This window comes from Pseudarthrobacter sp. RHLT3-21, assembly GCF_059383495.1.
Genome location: NZ_JBWZCI010000009.1, coordinates 1 through 15,695, shown reverse-complemented (window position 1 = coordinate 15,695; position 15,695 = coordinate 1). Strand labels below are relative to the sequence as shown.

Annotated in this window: 14 protein-coding genes and 1 pseudogene; 6 read left to right on the top strand and 9 right to left on the bottom strand. The window is 63.5% G+C overall.

The genetic code is table 11. From position 1 onward, the window contains the following. Positions 1 to 209 precede the first annotated feature (209 nt). Entirely contained in the window at positions 210 to 677 is a 468-nt protein-coding gene (locus AC50YA_RS11635) for a pyridoxamine 5'-phosphate oxidase family protein (RefSeq protein ID WP_494982435.1), read from the bottom strand. 157 nt (positions 678 to 834) lie between these two features. On the opposite strand from AC50YA_RS11635, the gene AC50YA_RS11630 reads away from it, so the two are divergent. Then, complete coding sequence (locus AC50YA_RS11630; RefSeq protein ID WP_494982434.1) at positions 835 to 2,565, top strand: GAF domain-containing sensor histidine kinase; 1,731 nt, start codon at positions 835 to 837, stop codon at positions 2,563 to 2,565. A gap of 3 nt (positions 2,566 to 2,568) precedes the next feature. Here the strand turns inward: AC50YA_RS11630 and AC50YA_RS11625 are convergent, their stop codons facing one another. Next, the gene (locus tag AC50YA_RS11625) at positions 2,569 to 3,252 is read right to left on the bottom strand and encodes a response regulator (RefSeq protein WP_494982433.1); all 684 of its coding nucleotides are present in this window, start codon (positions 3,250 to 3,252) and stop codon (positions 2,569 to 2,571) included. Positions 3,253 to 3,479: 227 nt separating this feature from the next. Between AC50YA_RS11625 and AC50YA_RS11620 the strand changes: the two genes are divergently transcribed. Further along, positions 3,480 to 4,865 carry an MBL fold metallo-hydrolase RNA specificity domain-containing protein gene (locus AC50YA_RS11620; protein WP_494982432.1) on the top strand — a complete coding sequence of 462 codons (1,386 nt, stop codon included), beginning with the start codon at positions 3,480 to 3,482 and terminating at the stop codon, positions 4,863 to 4,865. Between the two features lie 35 nt (positions 4,866 to 4,900). On the opposite strand, the gene AC50YA_RS11615 is transcribed toward AC50YA_RS11620, so the two are convergent. Further along, positions 4,901 to 5,542, bottom strand: a complete 642-nt coding sequence (locus AC50YA_RS11615; protein WP_494982431.1) for an NADPH-dependent F420 reductase — start codon at positions 5,540 to 5,542, stop codon at positions 4,901 to 4,903. Between the two features lie 163 nt (positions 5,543 to 5,705). Here AC50YA_RS11615 and AC50YA_RS11610 point away from each other — a divergent pair, with 163 nt between their 5' ends. The 3 genes from AC50YA_RS11610 to AC50YA_RS11600 all read left to right on the top strand — a co-directional run bounded on the left by AC50YA_RS11610 (position 5,706) and on the right by AC50YA_RS11600 (position 10,352). Then, positions 5,706 to 6,539: a universal stress protein gene (locus AC50YA_RS11610; RefSeq protein ID WP_256475886.1), complete on the top strand. Its 834-nt coding sequence runs from the start codon at positions 5,706 to 5,708 to the stop codon at positions 6,537 to 6,539. Positions 6,540 to 6,672: 133 nt separating this feature from the next. After that, complete coding sequence (locus tag AC50YA_RS11605; protein WP_494982430.1) at positions 6,673 to 8,250, top strand: DUF4389 domain-containing protein; 1,578 nt, start codon at positions 6,673 to 6,675, stop codon at positions 8,248 to 8,250. 200 nt (positions 8,251 to 8,450) lie between these two features. Then, entirely contained in the window at positions 8,451 to 10,352 is a 1,902-nt protein-coding gene (locus AC50YA_RS11600; RefSeq protein WP_494982429.1) for a heavy metal translocating P-type ATPase, read from the top strand. 51 nt (positions 10,353 to 10,403) lie between these two features. On the opposite strand, the gene AC50YA_RS11595 is transcribed toward AC50YA_RS11600, so the two are convergent. From AC50YA_RS11595 to AC50YA_RS11570, 6 genes are all read right to left on the bottom strand, one after another. Further along, a complete protein-coding gene (locus AC50YA_RS11595; RefSeq protein ID WP_494982428.1) occupies positions 10,404 to 10,862 on the bottom strand; it encodes a pyridoxamine 5'-phosphate oxidase family protein in 459 nt (152 codons plus the stop codon). 12 nt (positions 10,863 to 10,874) lie between these two features. Next, positions 10,875 to 11,741: a universal stress protein gene (locus AC50YA_RS11590; protein WP_494982427.1), complete on the bottom strand. Its 867-nt coding sequence runs from the start codon at positions 11,739 to 11,741 to the stop codon at positions 10,875 to 10,877. Continuing rightward, positions 11,738 to 12,199 carry a universal stress protein gene (locus tag AC50YA_RS11585; protein WP_309233391.1) on the bottom strand — a complete coding sequence of 154 codons (462 nt, stop codon included), beginning with the start codon at positions 12,197 to 12,199 and terminating at the stop codon, positions 11,738 to 11,740. Before AC50YA_RS11585 ends, AC50YA_RS11590 begins: the two co-directional genes overlap by 4 nt. A 258-nt stretch (positions 12,200 to 12,457) precedes the next feature. Then, complete coding sequence (locus AC50YA_RS11580; RefSeq protein WP_494982426.1) at positions 12,458 to 14,179, bottom strand: DUF5671 domain-containing protein; 1,722 nt, start codon at positions 14,177 to 14,179, stop codon at positions 12,458 to 12,460. Further along, positions 14,176 to 14,640 carry an LpqB family beta-propeller domain-containing protein gene (locus AC50YA_RS11575; RefSeq protein ID WP_494982425.1) on the bottom strand — a complete coding sequence of 155 codons (465 nt, stop codon included), beginning with the start codon at positions 14,638 to 14,640 and terminating at the stop codon, positions 14,176 to 14,178. Before AC50YA_RS11575 ends, AC50YA_RS11580 begins: the two co-directional genes overlap by 4 nt. Before the next feature lie 156 nt (positions 14,641 to 14,796). Further along, complete coding sequence (locus AC50YA_RS11570; RefSeq protein ID WP_494982424.1) at positions 14,797 to 15,126, bottom strand: DUF3040 domain-containing protein; 330 nt, start codon at positions 15,124 to 15,126, stop codon at positions 14,797 to 14,799. Positions 15,127 to 15,333: 207 nt separating this feature from the next. Between AC50YA_RS11570 and AC50YA_RS11565 the strand changes: the two are divergent. After that, positions 15,334 to 15,586 (top strand): annotated as a pseudogene (locus AC50YA_RS11565) (IS701 family transposase); the annotation flags it as partial. Positions 15,587 to 15,695 lie beyond the last annotated feature (109 nt).

Below are 15,695 nucleotides of genomic sequence, written 5' to 3'. Positions count from 1 at the left end.
GGCGACCACTTCGTGACCGGGATCCGGCGGGCGCCATGGGGCGGCAGATCTCCTTCAGCCAGGTGGAGATCTGTGCGGCAGACTCCACTCGCGAGTTCAGAGAGCAGGACCTCGCCCAGCCCCGGGGCGGATCGGAGCGCTCGCCCATCCGCAATGGGCCTGACCCGATGGGACCGGGATCCTCAACCCACCATGCCCGCATGAACCGGTTATTCCAATCCGGCGCGGGTGGCTTCATCCAGGGGACCGCCCCAGGTCAGCGGCGCGGAAATCCTGAACCGCCTTCCGCTGACACTCTCCGGGACAATACGGAGGAAATGGTCTTTACGGCCTGTTTCCCAGGGGAACAGTAAGTGTCCGATGGAGTCCAGGACCTCGGGGGTCCGGTCAAGTGCTGTAGCCGGACCTTTCACGACGACGCTCCAGGCCACCCCGCCGTCCATGTCGGCACCGTCGGCTTCAAGTGCAACCTGCTTGCCCAGGGCGGATGCAAGCTTGGTGCCCGCACCCGTCCGGAAGACCAGTGAGTCATGGTGGACCTTGTAGTTGATGGGAAAGATCTCGGGGTGGTCGTTCACCCACACGGCAAGGCGGCCCACCGAATCGCCTTTCAGTAACCGCCAGCACTCCTCAGCTGGCAGCACGGCGGTCTCCGGTATCGATGCATCTGTGGTCATGGCCAAGATCATACGGAGCAGTTGGCCCCCTATGTAGGGCACAAAGACCCCTAATCAATCCCACGCGGAGCCTAGATGATCCTTCCTTGTGGGGAGTAGTCTGTGTGCACCGGCAGATCGGGCCACATGGATGTCTCCATCGAACAAGGCGGTTTCATTGAACCAGCCCACCCAACCGACCGGGACGGGTTCCCGGCAACCTGTTGCGGGCTCGCGGACCGACGAACTTCTTACCGACTTTGTTGACCGTGCCGGGGAGCTGGTAAGCGCCCAACAGCGGATGCAGGGGCTTCTGAGTGCCGTTGTTGCCCTGGCTGAGGACCTGAGTCTGGAGGCCATGCTGCACCGGGTGGTTAGTTCAGCCTGCCACCTCCTCCAGGCTGAATATGGAGCCTTGGGAGTGATTGGACACGACAGTGCCCTGAGCCATTTCATCACTGTGGGGATAGATGAGGAACTCGCCCGTAAGATTGGTCCCCTCCCCACAGGACATGGGGTTCTGGGCCTGTTGATCCGCGATCCGAAGCCGCTGCGGTTGCATGATCTTAGCCAGCATCCGGATGCCCATGGGTTTCCCAAGAATCATCCGCCGATGAAATCATTCCTCGGCGTGCCGGTCCGCGTGAGGGACGTTGTGTTCGGCAACCTTTACCTGACCCAGAAAAGGGGCGGCGGCGACTTCACGGACGAAGACGAGGAGCTGGCCGAGGCACTTGCTGCAGCCGCCGGCGTCGCCATTGAAAACGCCAGGCTCTATGACGATGCCCGGCGCAGAACCGCATGGCTGCAGGCGTGCATGGATGTGACAGGCAAGATGATGGGCGACGAGGAATCGCCGGAGGGCCAGAACGGGGGACTGGACATGATCGCCGCCAGAGCACTCCGGGAGTCCAGTTCCGCCCTTGCCCTCGTCCTGGTCCAGGAGGAAACTTCCAACTTGTACCGCATCGCGGGAGGTGCGGGAAACCTCGCTCCGCAGTGGGTTGGACGGCTTTTGTCGTTTGACTCTGTCGAAATCGACAGCGTCCTCGCTACGGGCAAGGCAGCTGTGATTGAAGACGCATCGTCCGCTCTTGGCGACGGCGACGGCGACGGCGAGGGGGTGGTTGCGGGTCGGCTGCTGGTCATCGATCTCAGCGCCCGCGGCACCCACCACGGGCTCCTGGTCCTTCAGCGTGAACGGGCTTCCGGGACATTCAGCAGGACGGACATGGAAATGGGTCCCGTGTTCGGCTCGCACGTGGCACTGGCGCTCGAACTGGCCCGGGCGCACCGGATGCGCGAACAGATTGCCGTATTCAGTGACAGGGACCGGATCGCCCGCGACCTCCACGACCTCGTCATCCAGCGCCTTTTCGCGGCGGGACTCAGCATCCAAAGCCTCCGGCGTTACATGACCGGTGACTCGGCAGCCAGTACCATCCGGACTGTGACTGCGGAACTGGACGAGACCATCCGGGAGCTTCGCAACACCATCTATTCACTGAGCGACTCCGAGACCGGGAAGGAACTTCTCAGCAGCCGTGTCCTTCAAGCCGTCCGCACCGGCACGCAGTCCCTGCCTTTCGTTCCGCTCCTGACGCTGACGGGGCCAATCGACGCGATCCGGGACGAGGAAACTGCCCTGAACATTTTGGCTGTCATCACCGAAGGGCTGAGCAACGCTGTTCGCCACTCGGGAGCGGACATGATCCGCGTTTCAGTTTCCGTGGAGGACGGATTCGTCTGCGTCGTAATTCAGGACAATGGCGCAGGATTCACGGTGCCTTCGCCGGGCAACGGACTGTCGAACATGCAGCACAGGGCCCTGACGTTGGGTGGCTCTTTCGAGGTCTCCAGCTCCCCGGAAACCGGAACAGCCCTGACCTGGAGGGCTCCGGTATTTTGACTGCTACTGGTCCGGGGAGGAATGCTGCGCCATGTGGACCGCGGCCTGCGTCCGCCGCTCGAAACCCAGCTTCGCAAGCAGGGACGAGACGTAGTTCTTCACTGTCTTTTCCGCCAGCAGCATGCGTTCGCCGATCTGGCGGTTCGTCAGGCCTTCCCCGACCAGTTCCAGCACCCTGCGCTCCTGCCGGGTCAACGACGCGACCCTTGGGTCCACGCGCTTAGGTTCTGCCAGTCCCTGAATGATCCTGGCTTTCAGGTCGGCATCAAACAGAGACTCACCCCTGGCAGCGCGACGCAGGGCACCGATCAGGTCCGAACCACCTATTTCCTTGAGAACGTACCCTGAGGCCCCGGCCAGGACCGCACCGCGGAGCGCCTGCTCGTCGTCATAGCTTGTAAGGATCAGGCAATTGATCGTTTCGTCAACTGAATGGACATCGCGGCAGACCTCGATGCCTGTCCCGTCCGGCAACCGCGCATCAAGGATTGCCACGTCCGGCTGCAGCGCTGGAATTCGGCGTGCCGCTTCGGCGGCGGAGCCGGACATGCCGACGACCACGAATCCTTCGCTTTCCAGGAGGTCCTGGAGTCCCCGGCGGACCAGTTCATGATCGTCCAGGATGAACACCCTAATGCCGATGCCGGTGTTGGCAACCTCGTGCTCCGATGCTGCAGTGGCGTTCATTCCTAGCCCTTCCGCGCCGCCGTTCCAAGGGCAACAAAGGTGCCCCGCCTGCGCCTGACTCATTCTTTAGGAACAGCCAAGATGCCACAAGGGTCCAATGACCCGAACCGCTGGCGCCCGGACGCTGTGACCAATGGCCCTACCCCTGCCGCTGGAACCGGGAGAACATTATGCCACCGGCCGTTTCGGGTCCGCGGCCCACCCGTTTTTCTCGGAAAAGAGCAGGAATGAAGGATAAGAACGAGGCCACTCTCCGCTTCCTGGGGGCAACTGACACCGTGACGGGATCCCGGTACCTCGTGGATTGGGGTGGACAGCGGATTCTTATCGACTGTGGGTTGTTCCAGGGATTCAAAAGCATCCGTGTCCGCAACCGGGCACCCTTTCCGGTACCCCCGGCATCCATTGACGCAGTCCTGCTGACCCACGCCCACCTGGACCACACAGGCTACGTCCCGGCACTGGTCAGGGACGGATTCCGGGGGCGAGTCCACGCTACTGCGGCCACTACGGAACTGTGCACGCTCCTCCTGCCTGACAGCGGACACCTCCAGGAGGAGGAAGCGCGCTACGCGGACCTGCACGAATATTCATCCCATCACCCCGCCGTCCCGGTTTACACAGCCGCCGATGCCGTGCGGTCCTTGAACAGCTTCGAGCCGCACAATTTTGACTCACCCCTCGACCTTGGGGGAGGCATCCAGGCCACTTTTGTTCCGGCAGGGCACATCCTGGGCGCCTCGCAGATACGGCTGACTGTCCAGGGCACGCACGTGCACTTCACCGGGGACCTCGGCCGGCCCCATGATCCACTGATGCACCGCCCGCGGGCACTCGAAGCCACCGATGTCCTGGTGACCGAGTCCACGTACGGCAACCGGACCCACCCGGAGACAAATCCGGAGGACGAACTTGGCGAAGTCATAGACAGGGCAGCCAAGCGGGGAGGGGTTGTCCTCGTCGCCGCCTTTGCGGTGGGAAGGGCAGAGACCCTGATGCTGCATCTCTCGCGCCTCCGGCGGCGCGGGGCGATCCCGGACATCCCCATTTACCTCAACAGCCCGATGGCCATCGACGCGTCGGGAATGTACCAGAGGCACCCCGAAGAACACCGGCTGCATGAACGCGAGTACAAAGAGATGTATCGGGTGGCCACCATGACCCGAAGCGTGGATGATTCCAAACTGCTGAACCTGCGCGGCGGCCCCATGGTGATCATCTCGGCGAGCGGCATGCTCACGGGGGGCCGGATCCTGCACCATCTGCAGGCCTACGGACCCGACCCAAAAAACGTGGTGGTGCTCAGCGGATACCAGGCCGCGGGGACGCGTGGTGCCGCCCTGGCGGGCGGTGCGAAGCAGTTACGGATCTTCGGTCAGGACATTCCCATCAAAGCCGAAGTCGTTATGTTGGACAGCCTTTCGGCGCATGCGGATTCCAACGAAATCCTCGAGTGGATGCGCGCAGCCCCACAAGCTCCTCGTATGACCTATGTCACCCACGGGGAGCCGGACGCGTCAGACGCTTTGCGGGTTCGCGTCAGACGTGAACTGGGTTGGAATGTCCGGGTTCCTGAGCATCTTGAAGCCGTATCGCTGAAAAACCCGCGCTAGAGTGCCTGAAGGTGGGATCATCAGGCACCCTTTCCCTATGGAAAAATCCTGAGCGCGGTGTCCCAGTTTAAGTGTTCATGCTCAGGGCTGACCTGCAGGCCCATGACAACCAGCATGAAGGCTTCAAGTTCGCGCGAACGCCGAAGTGGACCGACGTCGATGGGCCTGAGCCCCGCGGCCGCTGCCACGGCGCTGACTTTCTCCTTGGCTTGCTCCGAGTCGCCGGCAATGAAAACGTCCAGATGTTGCCCGCCGACCTTTCCAGCCTCCAAGGTGCTGGGGAACGTAGTGTTGAACGCTTTAACCACCTCCGCACGTCCGTTCAACAGGCGGGCTGTTTCTTCGGCCGCGGACATGCCAGGCTCCGTGGTCAGCCGATCGAAATTCGAGACGTCCACGGTGTTGCTGATATCTACGACGACTCGTCCGTCAAGAGAGTCACCAATTTCCAGGATGGCGTTATGCACTTCCTTGTGCGGGATGGCCAGGAAGATTATTGCTCCCGTGATGGCTGCCCCCGTCACGCCTCCTGTGGCGCCGGGTCCGAGGCTCTCGACCAGCGCCCGAGTTTTGGAGCCGTCACGGCCAAGAATCTGTACGGGGTTGTTCCCTCGCAGCATCGCCGTGGCGAGCGCGCGGGCCATGTGCCCGCTGCCGAGAATGCTGATGTTGGTCATGATCTTCCTTTACTGGAAACGCCGCGGACTGCGTGTCCATCCAGTAGACATTGTCACTCGGGTCCGGCAACAGGGACGAAAGCCCCGGAACCCGTGGCGGGGGCTTAAGGCACTGGCAGTTCAGTGCCTCAGCGAGAGACTGGTGTGATGAAGGGGGCAGGAGTTGAAGGCGCATGAAGTCCTGGCCGGGGCTGACGGCTCCAGCACGGGCCAAATGGCGGCGGACTGGGCTGCGCAGAGGGCGGGCCGGCTAGGCCTCCGTCTGCATTTGGTGCGGGCGGTGCCCGAACCCTCGTACTTCAGACTGCCGGTGCAATATGGGGAGGCGGTGGCCGAGGCGCAGGCGCTGCTGGGCCTTGAGCGTGGCAGGGTGGCCGCTCGGAATCCGACGCTGCAAATCATCACCAGCTGGCAGCCGGGTGAGCCGGCACCGGTGCTGAGCCGGTTGTCCGTTGGCGCCGAGATTGTAGTTATGGGTTCGGACCGGTCAGCAGACAGGCGAGGCGAGGGATTCGGGTCAGTAAGCTTCCAGGCCGCGGTCCTGTGTCGAAGTCCCGTCGCAGTCATTCCGGCTCCCAGGGTGGCCAACCGAACAGGGGTAGTGGTTGGCATCGACGGATCGGCAGACTCCGAAATCGCCCTGAAGGTGGCGGCGGAGGAGGCGAGCCGGACCGGAGAGGGACTGACAGTGCTGCATGCGGTGTCGAAGACGCCGCCCCCGGCCAGCCGTACGCCTGATCCCCACGCACTCATCTCAGAAGCAGTAGGCAGCATCCGGGACATGTTTCCGGGGCTTCCTGTTCGCGGAGCACTGGAATCCGATGACTCACCTGCCGATGTGCTCGTACGTTCTGCAGCACAGGCCAGCCTATTGGTGATTGGCTGCTGGGGACGGGGCGGACTTCGAAAACCCGTCGGTTCCATCGCCGAGAAGGTTCTGATGCGGTTGCCTTGTCCCACCATCATCACGCGGTCTGCATCTCAACCGGCCCCGTGATTCCAGCCGGCAGTTGCAGTTGCCAGGCATGACCTTTGGCCCTACAGACGGGCGCACCGACGCGTAACGCTGGAGGAGACTCAAGCGTTAGTGTGCTGGGCCAAAGACGATGTTTCGATGACGGAGTACACCCATGAAAGCTCGCTCAATCATCATGCTCATTCTCGGCATTTTGTTCTCGATGCTGGGTATCGGGTTGCTCTTCGGCGGCATAGGTGCCTCGTGGGTCAATGCACTCCAGGACGACGGCGGCTACCTCACCTCACCGAGTGAGCGATTCGACGTTGATTCCTCAGCGATCATTTCCGCGCGGCCGGACAACATGCGTGATGACGCCTACCCTGGGCCTTTGCCCTTTGATGTGGGCAGCATCCGGATCTGGGCGGAATCCGCTAATCCCGGCAAGGAGATCTTTGTCGGCATAGCCCCCCGGTCTGACGTGGAGCGCTACCTGTCCGGGGCCAACTACTCCGAACTGCTGGACGTCAGTTTCCGGCCCTTCCATGTTGAGTATCGGGAAACCCAGGGAACACAACAACCGCCTCTTCCGTCCGGGCAAGACTTTTGGGTGGCATCCGCTTCGGGAGCCGGTGAACAGGAACTGGACTGGAATATCCAGTCGGGGAACTGGTCAGTGGTGGTAATGAATGCCGATGCCAGCCCTGACATTCGCGCCGACCTGAAGGCAGGGTTCCGGTCTGAGCTTTTTGGCCCGATAGCCGCCGGCCTACTGGCAGCAGGAGCCATTCTGCTAGTTATCGGGGTTCCGCTGCTGATCTTTGGCGCCCAAGGACTGGGCAGGCATGCGCCGGGGGCGGCCCACCCTGGAGCCCCAGTGCCAGCGCCCGTAGGGGCTTCAATGGCAGGGACCGCAGCGCCCGCGGCATTTGCCGGCCCCGCAGTCCAGCCGCCCCCGACCTATTCCGCTGCGGAGTGGGCGCCGTACCCGGCGCGGCTTCGGGGAGAACTCGACCCGGTCCTGTCCAGGTGGCTGTGGCTGGTGAAGTGGTTCCTCGCCATACCGCACTTCATTGTGCTGTCTTTCCTCTGGTTCGCCTTTGTCGTAGTGACTGTCATCGCGGGTTTCGCCATCCTGTTTACAGGACGCTTTCCCCGTTCCCTTTTCGATTTCAACGTAGGCGTGCTGCGTTGGAACTGGCGAGTGGCTTTCTATGCCTACTCCGCGCTGGGAACGGACAAGTACCCGCCATTTACACTGGCGAGGACGGACTACCCGGCCGATTTCGAGGTTGATTACCCGGAGCGGCTTTCCCGTGGGCTGGTGCTGGTTAAATGGTGGCTCCTGGCGCTGCCCCACCTGATAATCATTGCGGCGCTGACCGGCACCAGCACCGTTCGCTGGAGCGACCCCCAGCCTTCCGGCATCAGGTACGAGACCGGTACCGGGTTTTCGCTGGTCGGCTTCCTGGTTCTTGTCGCTGCGGTGATCCTGCTGTTCAGCGGCCGCTACCAGCGCCCGCTGTTCGACCTGCTTTTGGGCTTCAACCGCTGGATTTACCGGGTCATCACCTACGTCGCCCTGATGCGTGATGAATATCCGCCATTCCGCCTGGACCAGGGCGCCCGGGAAGTCCACGAGCGTTATCCAGTAGCAGCCGACGCCAATGCGGTGCGCCCGGCAGCCCCGCCGGATGGACCCCTGCCGCCGGACGGTCCTATCCCGCCGGTTGGTCCTACAGCGCGCAGTTGAGGCTCCGTTGCAGCAGGAGGGCACCCCCAGTGCCAGCAACTCCGCCATACCTTCAGTGGCCAATCCTTCCACCGCCTGCGCGGCCGCCCAAGCCGATGAGTTCCAGTACCTCATCGGTCCTGGAACTGAGTTTCCGGCACCGACCCAATGGGTCCGAAGGCCCCTGGATGTGACCGCCGGACGGCCGTAGGGTCGACATCATGACTCTGACTGCCTTGCGGACCGCGATGATTCGTTTTCCATTGGTGGCCGGCACGGTCGTGGCGGGGGCGGCCGTTGCGGTGCTCCTGGCCGCAGGGCAGGAATCGGCAGCCCAATGGATGGCAAGCGCCTACGCCCTCCTGGTTGCGATCTTTCGGTCCGGCTCCATGGTTAAGGCACTGCGCAACGGCCGATGGGGGATTGACCTCCTGGCGGTGACTGCCATTGCTGCGACCGTGGCCGTAGGGGAGTACGTGGCAGCCCTGATCATCGTGCTGATGCTGGCCGGGGGTGAAGCCCTGGAAGAGATCGCCCAGGGGCGTGCTACCCGGGAACTGAGGTCCCTGCTCGAGCGAGTCCCGCAAACGGCCCACCGTGAATTGCCGGGTTTGCCCCCGGAAGACATCCCGGCCGGGGACGTCCGCCGAGGCGACATCCTCCTGATCAAGCCATCGGAGGTGGTTCCCGTGGACGGGCTGCTTCTTACGGCGGCCGGCAGTTTCGACGAATCCACTTTGACTGGTGAGAGCTTGCCCGTTGAACACGCAAAGGGCGATACGCTGCTCAGCGGATCCGTCAACGGCGACAACGCCGTCCACATGAAGGCGACCTCCACGGCGAAAGACTCTCAGTACAGCCAGATCGTGGCCTTGGTCCAGGAGGCGGCGTCGAGCCGGCCCCCAGTGGTCCGGCTCGCTGACAAGTACGCCATTCCGTTCACGATCCTCGCCTTCGCCTTGGCCGGGATCGGCTGGTATTTCAGCCAGGACCCGGTCCGGTTCGCACAGGTCCTCGTTGTCGCCACACCCTGCCCGCTGCTCATCGCAGCCCCCGTGGCATTCCTCGCCGGCACCAGCCGGGCGGCCCACGCCGGAATCATCATCAAGAACGGCGGTACCCTCGAACAGCTGGCCCGGGTGCGCACGGTTGTGTTCGACAAGACAGGCACGCTCACCCACGGCCGGCCCAGCCTGCACAGGATCAGGGTCTCCCGGGCGGCATCGGGGCTGCTCACCGAGGACCGGCTGCTGCAACTGGCCGCTTCGGCAGAGCAGTACTCTTCCCATGTCCTGGCCTCCTCTGTGATTGATGCCGCACGGCACCGCGGGCTTGACCTGCTGGAGGGCAGCAACGCGTTTGAACACGCCACCCAGGGGGTCACGGCCACCTGCGGCGACCAAACGGTGGTGGTGGGTAAACCTGACTTTGTCCGTTCCGTCACCTCGGGGTTCGAGGAGGCCGAGGTGGCCGGTGGACAACTGGCGGTCTATGTGGGCGTTGACGGCCGTTTCGGGGGAGCGCTGATCATGAGTGACCCGCTCCGGGACAATGCGGTGAGTACGCTGGCTGACCTGCGCCGGCTGGGCGTTCGGGAAACGCTGCTGCTCACCGGCGACGCGCGGGCCACTGCCGAACAAATTGCGTCCAAGGCCGGGATTTCACGGTTCCAGGCAAGTTGTTTGCCCGGGGACAAGGTTTCCATCGTCGCGGGACTGTGGGAACGCCCGGTCATGATGGTGGGCGACGGCGTCAACGACGCTCCGGTCCTGGCTGCCGCCGATGTTGGTGTCGCCATGGGCGCCAAAGGGTCAACCGCGGCGAGCGAGTCTGCCGACGTCGTCATCATGCTTGACGACCTATCCAAGGCGGCGCTGGCAGTCGACATCGGGCAGCGCACGGTCCGGATAGCGCTGGCGAGCATTTGGATAGGCATCCTGCTGAGCATCGGCCTGATGGTAGCAGCGGTATTCGGATACATTCCAGCTGTGGCCGGCGCCCTCCTCCAGGAGCTTGTCGATCTGGCCACGATCCTGAACGCGCTTCGTGCCCTGCGCGATGGCCGCCATCCAACCGCGACGGCGGTGGGCGGCCCGCCGGTGAGCGTTGCGGCAGTGAGGTAACGGCCGACGTCGTGCCTAAACCTGGCGTGACTTCCCCTGTCGCCGGGACGTTTATTTCCCCGCTGAGTCCAGCGGTGGCCACCAGCCGGATGGGGGATTGATGACAAACCGACGGCCGCTGACCTCCGTGGGCGTTACACGCACCAGGTGGTCCTTGCTACCCGCCTCCCAGGGTGACAGCCCGGCGTCGGCTGCTTCCCGGAAATCCTCCTGCGTGCCCACAACCGTGGCAGTCCCCTTGATGATGACGCTCCATGCGATGGTGCCGTAGCTATTCAGGCCGTCGGCTTCCAGTGCGACCGGACTTTCAGCAAGCACCGCATCCAGTTTGGTACCCGGGCCTGTACGGAAGACGACTGTCCCATAGTCGGGGACGTAGTTCACGGGGAAAACTTCGGGCCCGCCAGCTGTTGTTACGGCGACCCGGCAGACCGAAGCCGAACGGAGGTATTTCCAGCAGTCATGAATGTCGAGGACTTCTGTTTCCGGTCCTGAGCCGTTGCCTTGCATGCTGCCGGGCCCCTACTTCTTGTGCTTCCTGCGTTGGATAGGGGTGATCACTGTAGGGCATGGCGGATGAGTAAGAACCGCGTGGGCTGTGGAACCGAGCAGCAGCCGTTTGAAGCCGCCCCGGCCGCGGCTTCCCACCACGAGCATCCGGGCGGACGCTGCGGCCTGTACCAGCGCCACGGCCGGTTCCATTTCGGTTTCGAGGACTTTGTGCACCACAAGGTCCGGATAATCCTCGCCGAGGCCGGAGATTGTTTCGGACAGCACGACCTGCTCCTCATCCTGAATCCGTTGGGCCAGATGCTCGGTGAGGGCGGCACTGTCGATCCATCGGTCGGGCCCCCGGAAAGCGTGGACCACTGTCAACTCCTGGCCTTCCCGGTCTGCCTCCGCGGCAGCGAACGCAACGGCCTGGGTGGCTTCTTCCGACCCATCAACGCCTACGACCACGCCCTGCCGGCCTTCGATCTCGTGGTCTCCGATGACTGCGACTGGACACTTCGCTGCGGCGGCGACCTGCAGGGCCCGGTCGGTCAGCGAACCACCCAAATGGGGGGCGCCGGAACCTACCACAAGCATTGACACCTTGGTCGAGTACTTACCCAGCGAGCCGGCGACGCCTCCTTCCAGGACTTTGGTGGTGATCTCAACCGGAACGGTTCCCCGAACGCGCCCGGCGGCGGTTTCCAACAGTTCGTCGGCCTTCTCCAGCAGCATTCCAGTCCAGGGCATGGGCTCCGCCACCCAGCGATCGTCCACTACGTGGAGGATCACCAGGGCTACGTGGGCGCGCGCGGCCCGCTGCGCAGCCCACCGTACGGCCGCCTGGCTCTGGGCAGAATCATTGGTGGCGACGGCGATTGGGTTGGAGGATCTCACGGCTGGCCTTCCTGTGACTTTTGTTCGGGACTGTGGACGACGAGGACCGGGCAGTGCGCGTGGGCAACGCAGGCCGAGCTGACGGATCCCAGGAGCAGGCCACCGAATCCGCCATGGCCGCGCCTGCCGACGACGATCATGTCAGCGTGGCGGCTGGCGTCAATGAGCGCATCTCTGGGGTGGCCCCTGACGACACGAGGAATGACGTTCGTGGGCGTCTCCGGACCGAACGCCTTTTCCATCGCTTCGTTGAGGATCAGCTCCACACGTTCCTCGAAGCGGTCTATGCCCATTGCGACGTAGCCGGCGTAAACCTGTGGATCGTCCCAGCAGGCGGTGGCCAGCACTTTGGCCCCTACCGGGACGGCCAGTCGCTGGGCCTGCCGGAGCGCCTCCACCGAGGCCTCCGACCCGTCCACCCCCACCACGAACCTGGCATCCTGCAACGCTGACTCCACTATGACCGCTTCCCTTCATTACACGATTGCTCCCCTCCAGCCTGAAACGTGAGCTAGTGGACTTGTAGGGCCAAAAGTCACCTAGAAACCGGAGGAACTGCCTGAGCTTGAAAAGCGTTGGCATGGCCAAAGGCACGACTCGCTATCCCTCAGGTTGGGCAGCCGGCTCTGCGTTCTGCCAGAGTCCGATCACGTTTCCTTCAAAATGCCCTAGTCCACCCATTGCAGTCACCTAGTTTCCAGAAGGGATAACGCCGCTTACCGGCCCATCATTGGGACGATATTTCTGTTTTCCAAGGGAATTACCTCGATGGAGGCTAGCTGACCGGTCGCCGGACCGATCACCAGTAGAACGTGCTGGGCGGTGATGCCGGCAAGTGCAGTGACCACCCGGTCGACCAGCCCTGGCTCCGGTGGAAGGACGACTCCCGCCGGCAGCGTTTCGCCGCCGGCATCGGCCCGTCTCCACACAATTACCCTGGCGCCGTTCGCGGCGGTGATCGCCTTGGACAATGCCGCCGGATCGAACGCTGTCACCAACGTGACCCGGTCGATGGTATGCGCGCTGGTCAGGGAAGCGGCTGCCAGGAGCACGCGCTCGCGCCGCCACAGGGCAAAGTGATACGCGGCAACGAGGCCCGCTGCCACCAGGAGGCCGAACGGCGCCCGGATGCGGTCCAGGAAGCTGCCTCCGGTCACATCGCCAAGGAGGAACTCGAAGGTCCGGTACCCGATCACCAGGAGGGCAATGAGCCCCACCACGGCACTGATGCCGAAGAACACGATGAGGTATACGCGCCTGCCGGGAGGAATGGCGTCCGCGCTTTGCCGTTGGCTCCCCGGCTTCCACGCCTGCCACCAGGCTGGACCGCCCACTAGGAAGGAACTGATGCCACCCAGCAGCAGGGTGCGCGTGCCGCTCCCCGCAAGTTGAGAAACCGTAATGGCCAGCGTTGCATTGATAACGACGCCAATGCCGGACGCAGCCGCCGCCAGTGCAACGCCCGATGTCACGAGCCGCCCTGCACGCCGCGTGGCGGCAACGGAACGACGCGCCACACTGACGCGGTGATAACGCCACACCAAGGCGCCGACGGCGGCAGCGGCGATAGCCGAGCCCAGCGGAGCCAGCAGCTCGCTCATGGGGTCACCCGGGTCGAATGCCGTTCTCAGCAGCACAAAAACCACGACGCCGGCCCCGCCGAGCGCCGTGATGCCCGCAGCGAAGATCCCGACGGCAATCAGTGCTACGTCCATCAGCGTGGTCTCCAGTTTGCGGCCGCCACCCTTGAACCAGTGCCACCACCACACGATACTTCCGCCAGCGGCCCAAACCAGCGCCCGCAGCACAGACTGCCACCACGCTTCCGTCCCCGGCGTGAGGCTGGTGAAGCCCCGGATTGCGACGTCAAGCAAGCCGCCCAGGGCCGTGATGGCGGCGAACGCGCCCGTGAGCAGTCCGAAGGCCGTGCCGATAACGGCCGGGACGTCGTCAAGATTGACGGGATGTTTGACGGGGTGCCGCCACATCCAACGGTGCCAGATCCATATTCCGGCCCAGACAAGGCCAACGGACAATGGCGAATACCACCGGGGTTCTTGCTGGCCGATGAAGGACGCCGCAAACCCCAGGAGGGCCGTCACGGACACGATCAGCGACACCGCGTAGGCGGCGGCCAAGTAGAGACCCCACCCCGCTGAGATGCGTTCCGCGCCGTCGTCGAGCCTTTTCCAGACAACCCACCACAGGAGCGCGGCGAGCGGTCCGCCGATCAATGTGAAGGCAAGGGAGCGGGCAAGTCCGGCCACATCACTGGAGGCCAGCAGCGCGCCCGTGCTGAACAGGCGCTCCAAAAGGCCGCTGAGCCCGACAGCCGCGATCACCACCAAGGCAAACAGCAGTGCGTAGAGGATCAGGCGGCGGAGGGTGAGTTGGGCGGACCCTGCCGTTGAAGCTGTTGTGGAGACTCGGGAAGTCATTGCTTCAAGGTCGATCCGGTGCAGGACAGAAGCTGGTACGGAGCCTGGTCGACCAGCCATTTGCCATCGGTCTTCACTAGGGAGAAGCGGTCCTCCATCTCGTATTCGGAGGGTCCGAATGGGCCACCCGAGCCTGAACTGACGATAGAGACCTTCACCAGGGCCGTGCTGTCCCGCTCGGTGGTTGCGATCAAGACAATCCGGGTGGGCAGCGGGCCGCTTTCGCGGAACCCGCTGCAGGAGGAGCGGGCAGCCTCCGTGAGGTAGGAATTGGCAGTGGCCGTGTCGCCGTCGATGACCGCCGTGCTGTACCGCTGGACAACGCCCGCAGGTGTGGACTCATCCAGCACCTCTGGTTCTCCGCGGGTGAAAACGACTGCCAGCGCGACCACAACCAACAATGCAATAGCCGAAATGATGGCGATAAGGATCCGGTCCGGCTTTCCCGCCGCAGCGTGCATGCCTCAGTATCGCGCACTAGTAGCCCCTTTGCATGTGTCTTCTGGCCCTGGTTCAGCAGGCTCACAAGTTTCCGGCGTGCCCCGGGGAAACGAGCATCAGCAGGAGAAGAAGACCAAGCTCAGCCAGTCCGGCCGCGAAATACTTTTCTCCAGCATCTATTCGACCGAGGTGTTGTGTCGAACCTCAGGATTGGGCGGCCGCTTCACCCACCGGAGTCGCGGAGGGCCGATACGGCGCGATGCGATTGATCCACCGGCTGCCATGGCGATGAAGCCAGCGGCGCCAAGTGCCGTGGACATCAGCACAGCTCCGATCATCAAGATGACAAAGCCGGTTGAAGTGAGCAGAACCGCGCCGGCCAGGATCCAGCCATTGGACGCTGGCCGCGGCGGCTGCCCCAAGCGTGCGGCGAGCTGCGGGTCATCCTCGAGCAACTGGCGCCCAATCTCGTTGAGCTGGCCACGCTCGCGCCGGGAAAGCGACATTTGTACCCTCCTGAACGTGCATTGGACGCATGAGTCCGACGTCAATATCCAGTGTGCAGCCGGCCTCCATACGCGGGTAGGGGCGAACGTCCCGAACGATTACAGGCGCCTCGACTCTGGATATGGTTGGCAGGCAGGGTAAAGCGGAGGTATGTGCAATGGCGGCGAAACCCCTCCCGTCCACTTCCGTCGGCTGGTGCCGGAATCGGCGAGCAATGGCGCGCGGATAAACTCATCGCTTCGCTGCGCGGCGCTGCCTGGCGGTCCCGGACCGCCGGGGCCGGGACCAAGGGCGACCGCCGCTATTCCTGGGCACGGACCCGCATCAACGGACCCGCCGAAACCGGAGAACACTGGCTGCTCGCCCGCCGCTCCCTGAAGGACCCCACAGACCTGGCCTACTACATCTGCCACGGCCCCAAACGTGCTGGCCGAGCTGGTCAGGATCGCCGGCGCCCGGTTGTCAACTGCAACTTTGAACTGACCAGTGGCTGCAGTTTGTGTTGACCGGTGGCTGCAATGGACTGACCGGTGGCGGCAAGTAGTTTTGAACACTGGTCAGGCGCCTG

What these genes read in the sequence shown, in the direction of transcription:
- AC50YA_RS11635 (WP_494982435.1), bottom strand. Translation starts at nt 677, where the DNA reads ATGACCACAGATGCATCGATACCGGAGACCGCCGTGCTGCCAGCTGAG.
- AC50YA_RS11625 (WP_494982433.1), bottom strand. Translation starts at nt 3,252, where the DNA reads ATGAACGCCACTGCAGCATCGGAGCACGAGGTTGCCAACACCGGCATC.
- AC50YA_RS11620 (WP_494982432.1), top strand. Translation starts at nt 3,480, where the DNA reads ATGAAGGATAAGAACGAGGCCACTCTCCGCTTCCTGGGGGCAACTGAC.
- AC50YA_RS11615 (WP_494982431.1), bottom strand. Translation starts at nt 5,542, where the DNA reads ATGACCAACATCAGCATTCTCGGCAGCGGGCACATGGCCCGCGCGCTC.
- AC50YA_RS11605 (WP_494982430.1), top strand. Translation starts at nt 6,673, where the DNA reads ATGAAAGCTCGCTCAATCATCATGCTCATTCTCGGCATTTTGTTCTCG.
- AC50YA_RS11600 (WP_494982429.1), top strand. Translation starts at nt 8,451, where the DNA reads ATGACTCTGACTGCCTTGCGGACCGCGATGATTCGTTTTCCATTGGTG.
- AC50YA_RS11595 (WP_494982428.1), bottom strand. Translation starts at nt 10,862, where the DNA reads ATGCAAGGCAACGGCTCAGGACCGGAAACAGAAGTCCTCGACATTCAT.
- AC50YA_RS11580 (WP_494982426.1), bottom strand. Translation starts at nt 14,179, where the DNA reads ATGACTTCCCGAGTCTCCACAACAGCTTCAACGGCAGGGTCCGCCCAA.
- AC50YA_RS11575 (WP_494982425.1), bottom strand. Translation starts at nt 14,640, where the DNA reads ATGCACGCTGCGGCGGGAAAGCCGGACCGGATCCTTATCGCCATCATT.
- AC50YA_RS11570 (WP_494982424.1), bottom strand. Translation starts at nt 15,126, where the DNA reads ATGTCGCTTTCCCGGCGCGAGCGTGGCCAGCTCAACGAGATTGGGCGC.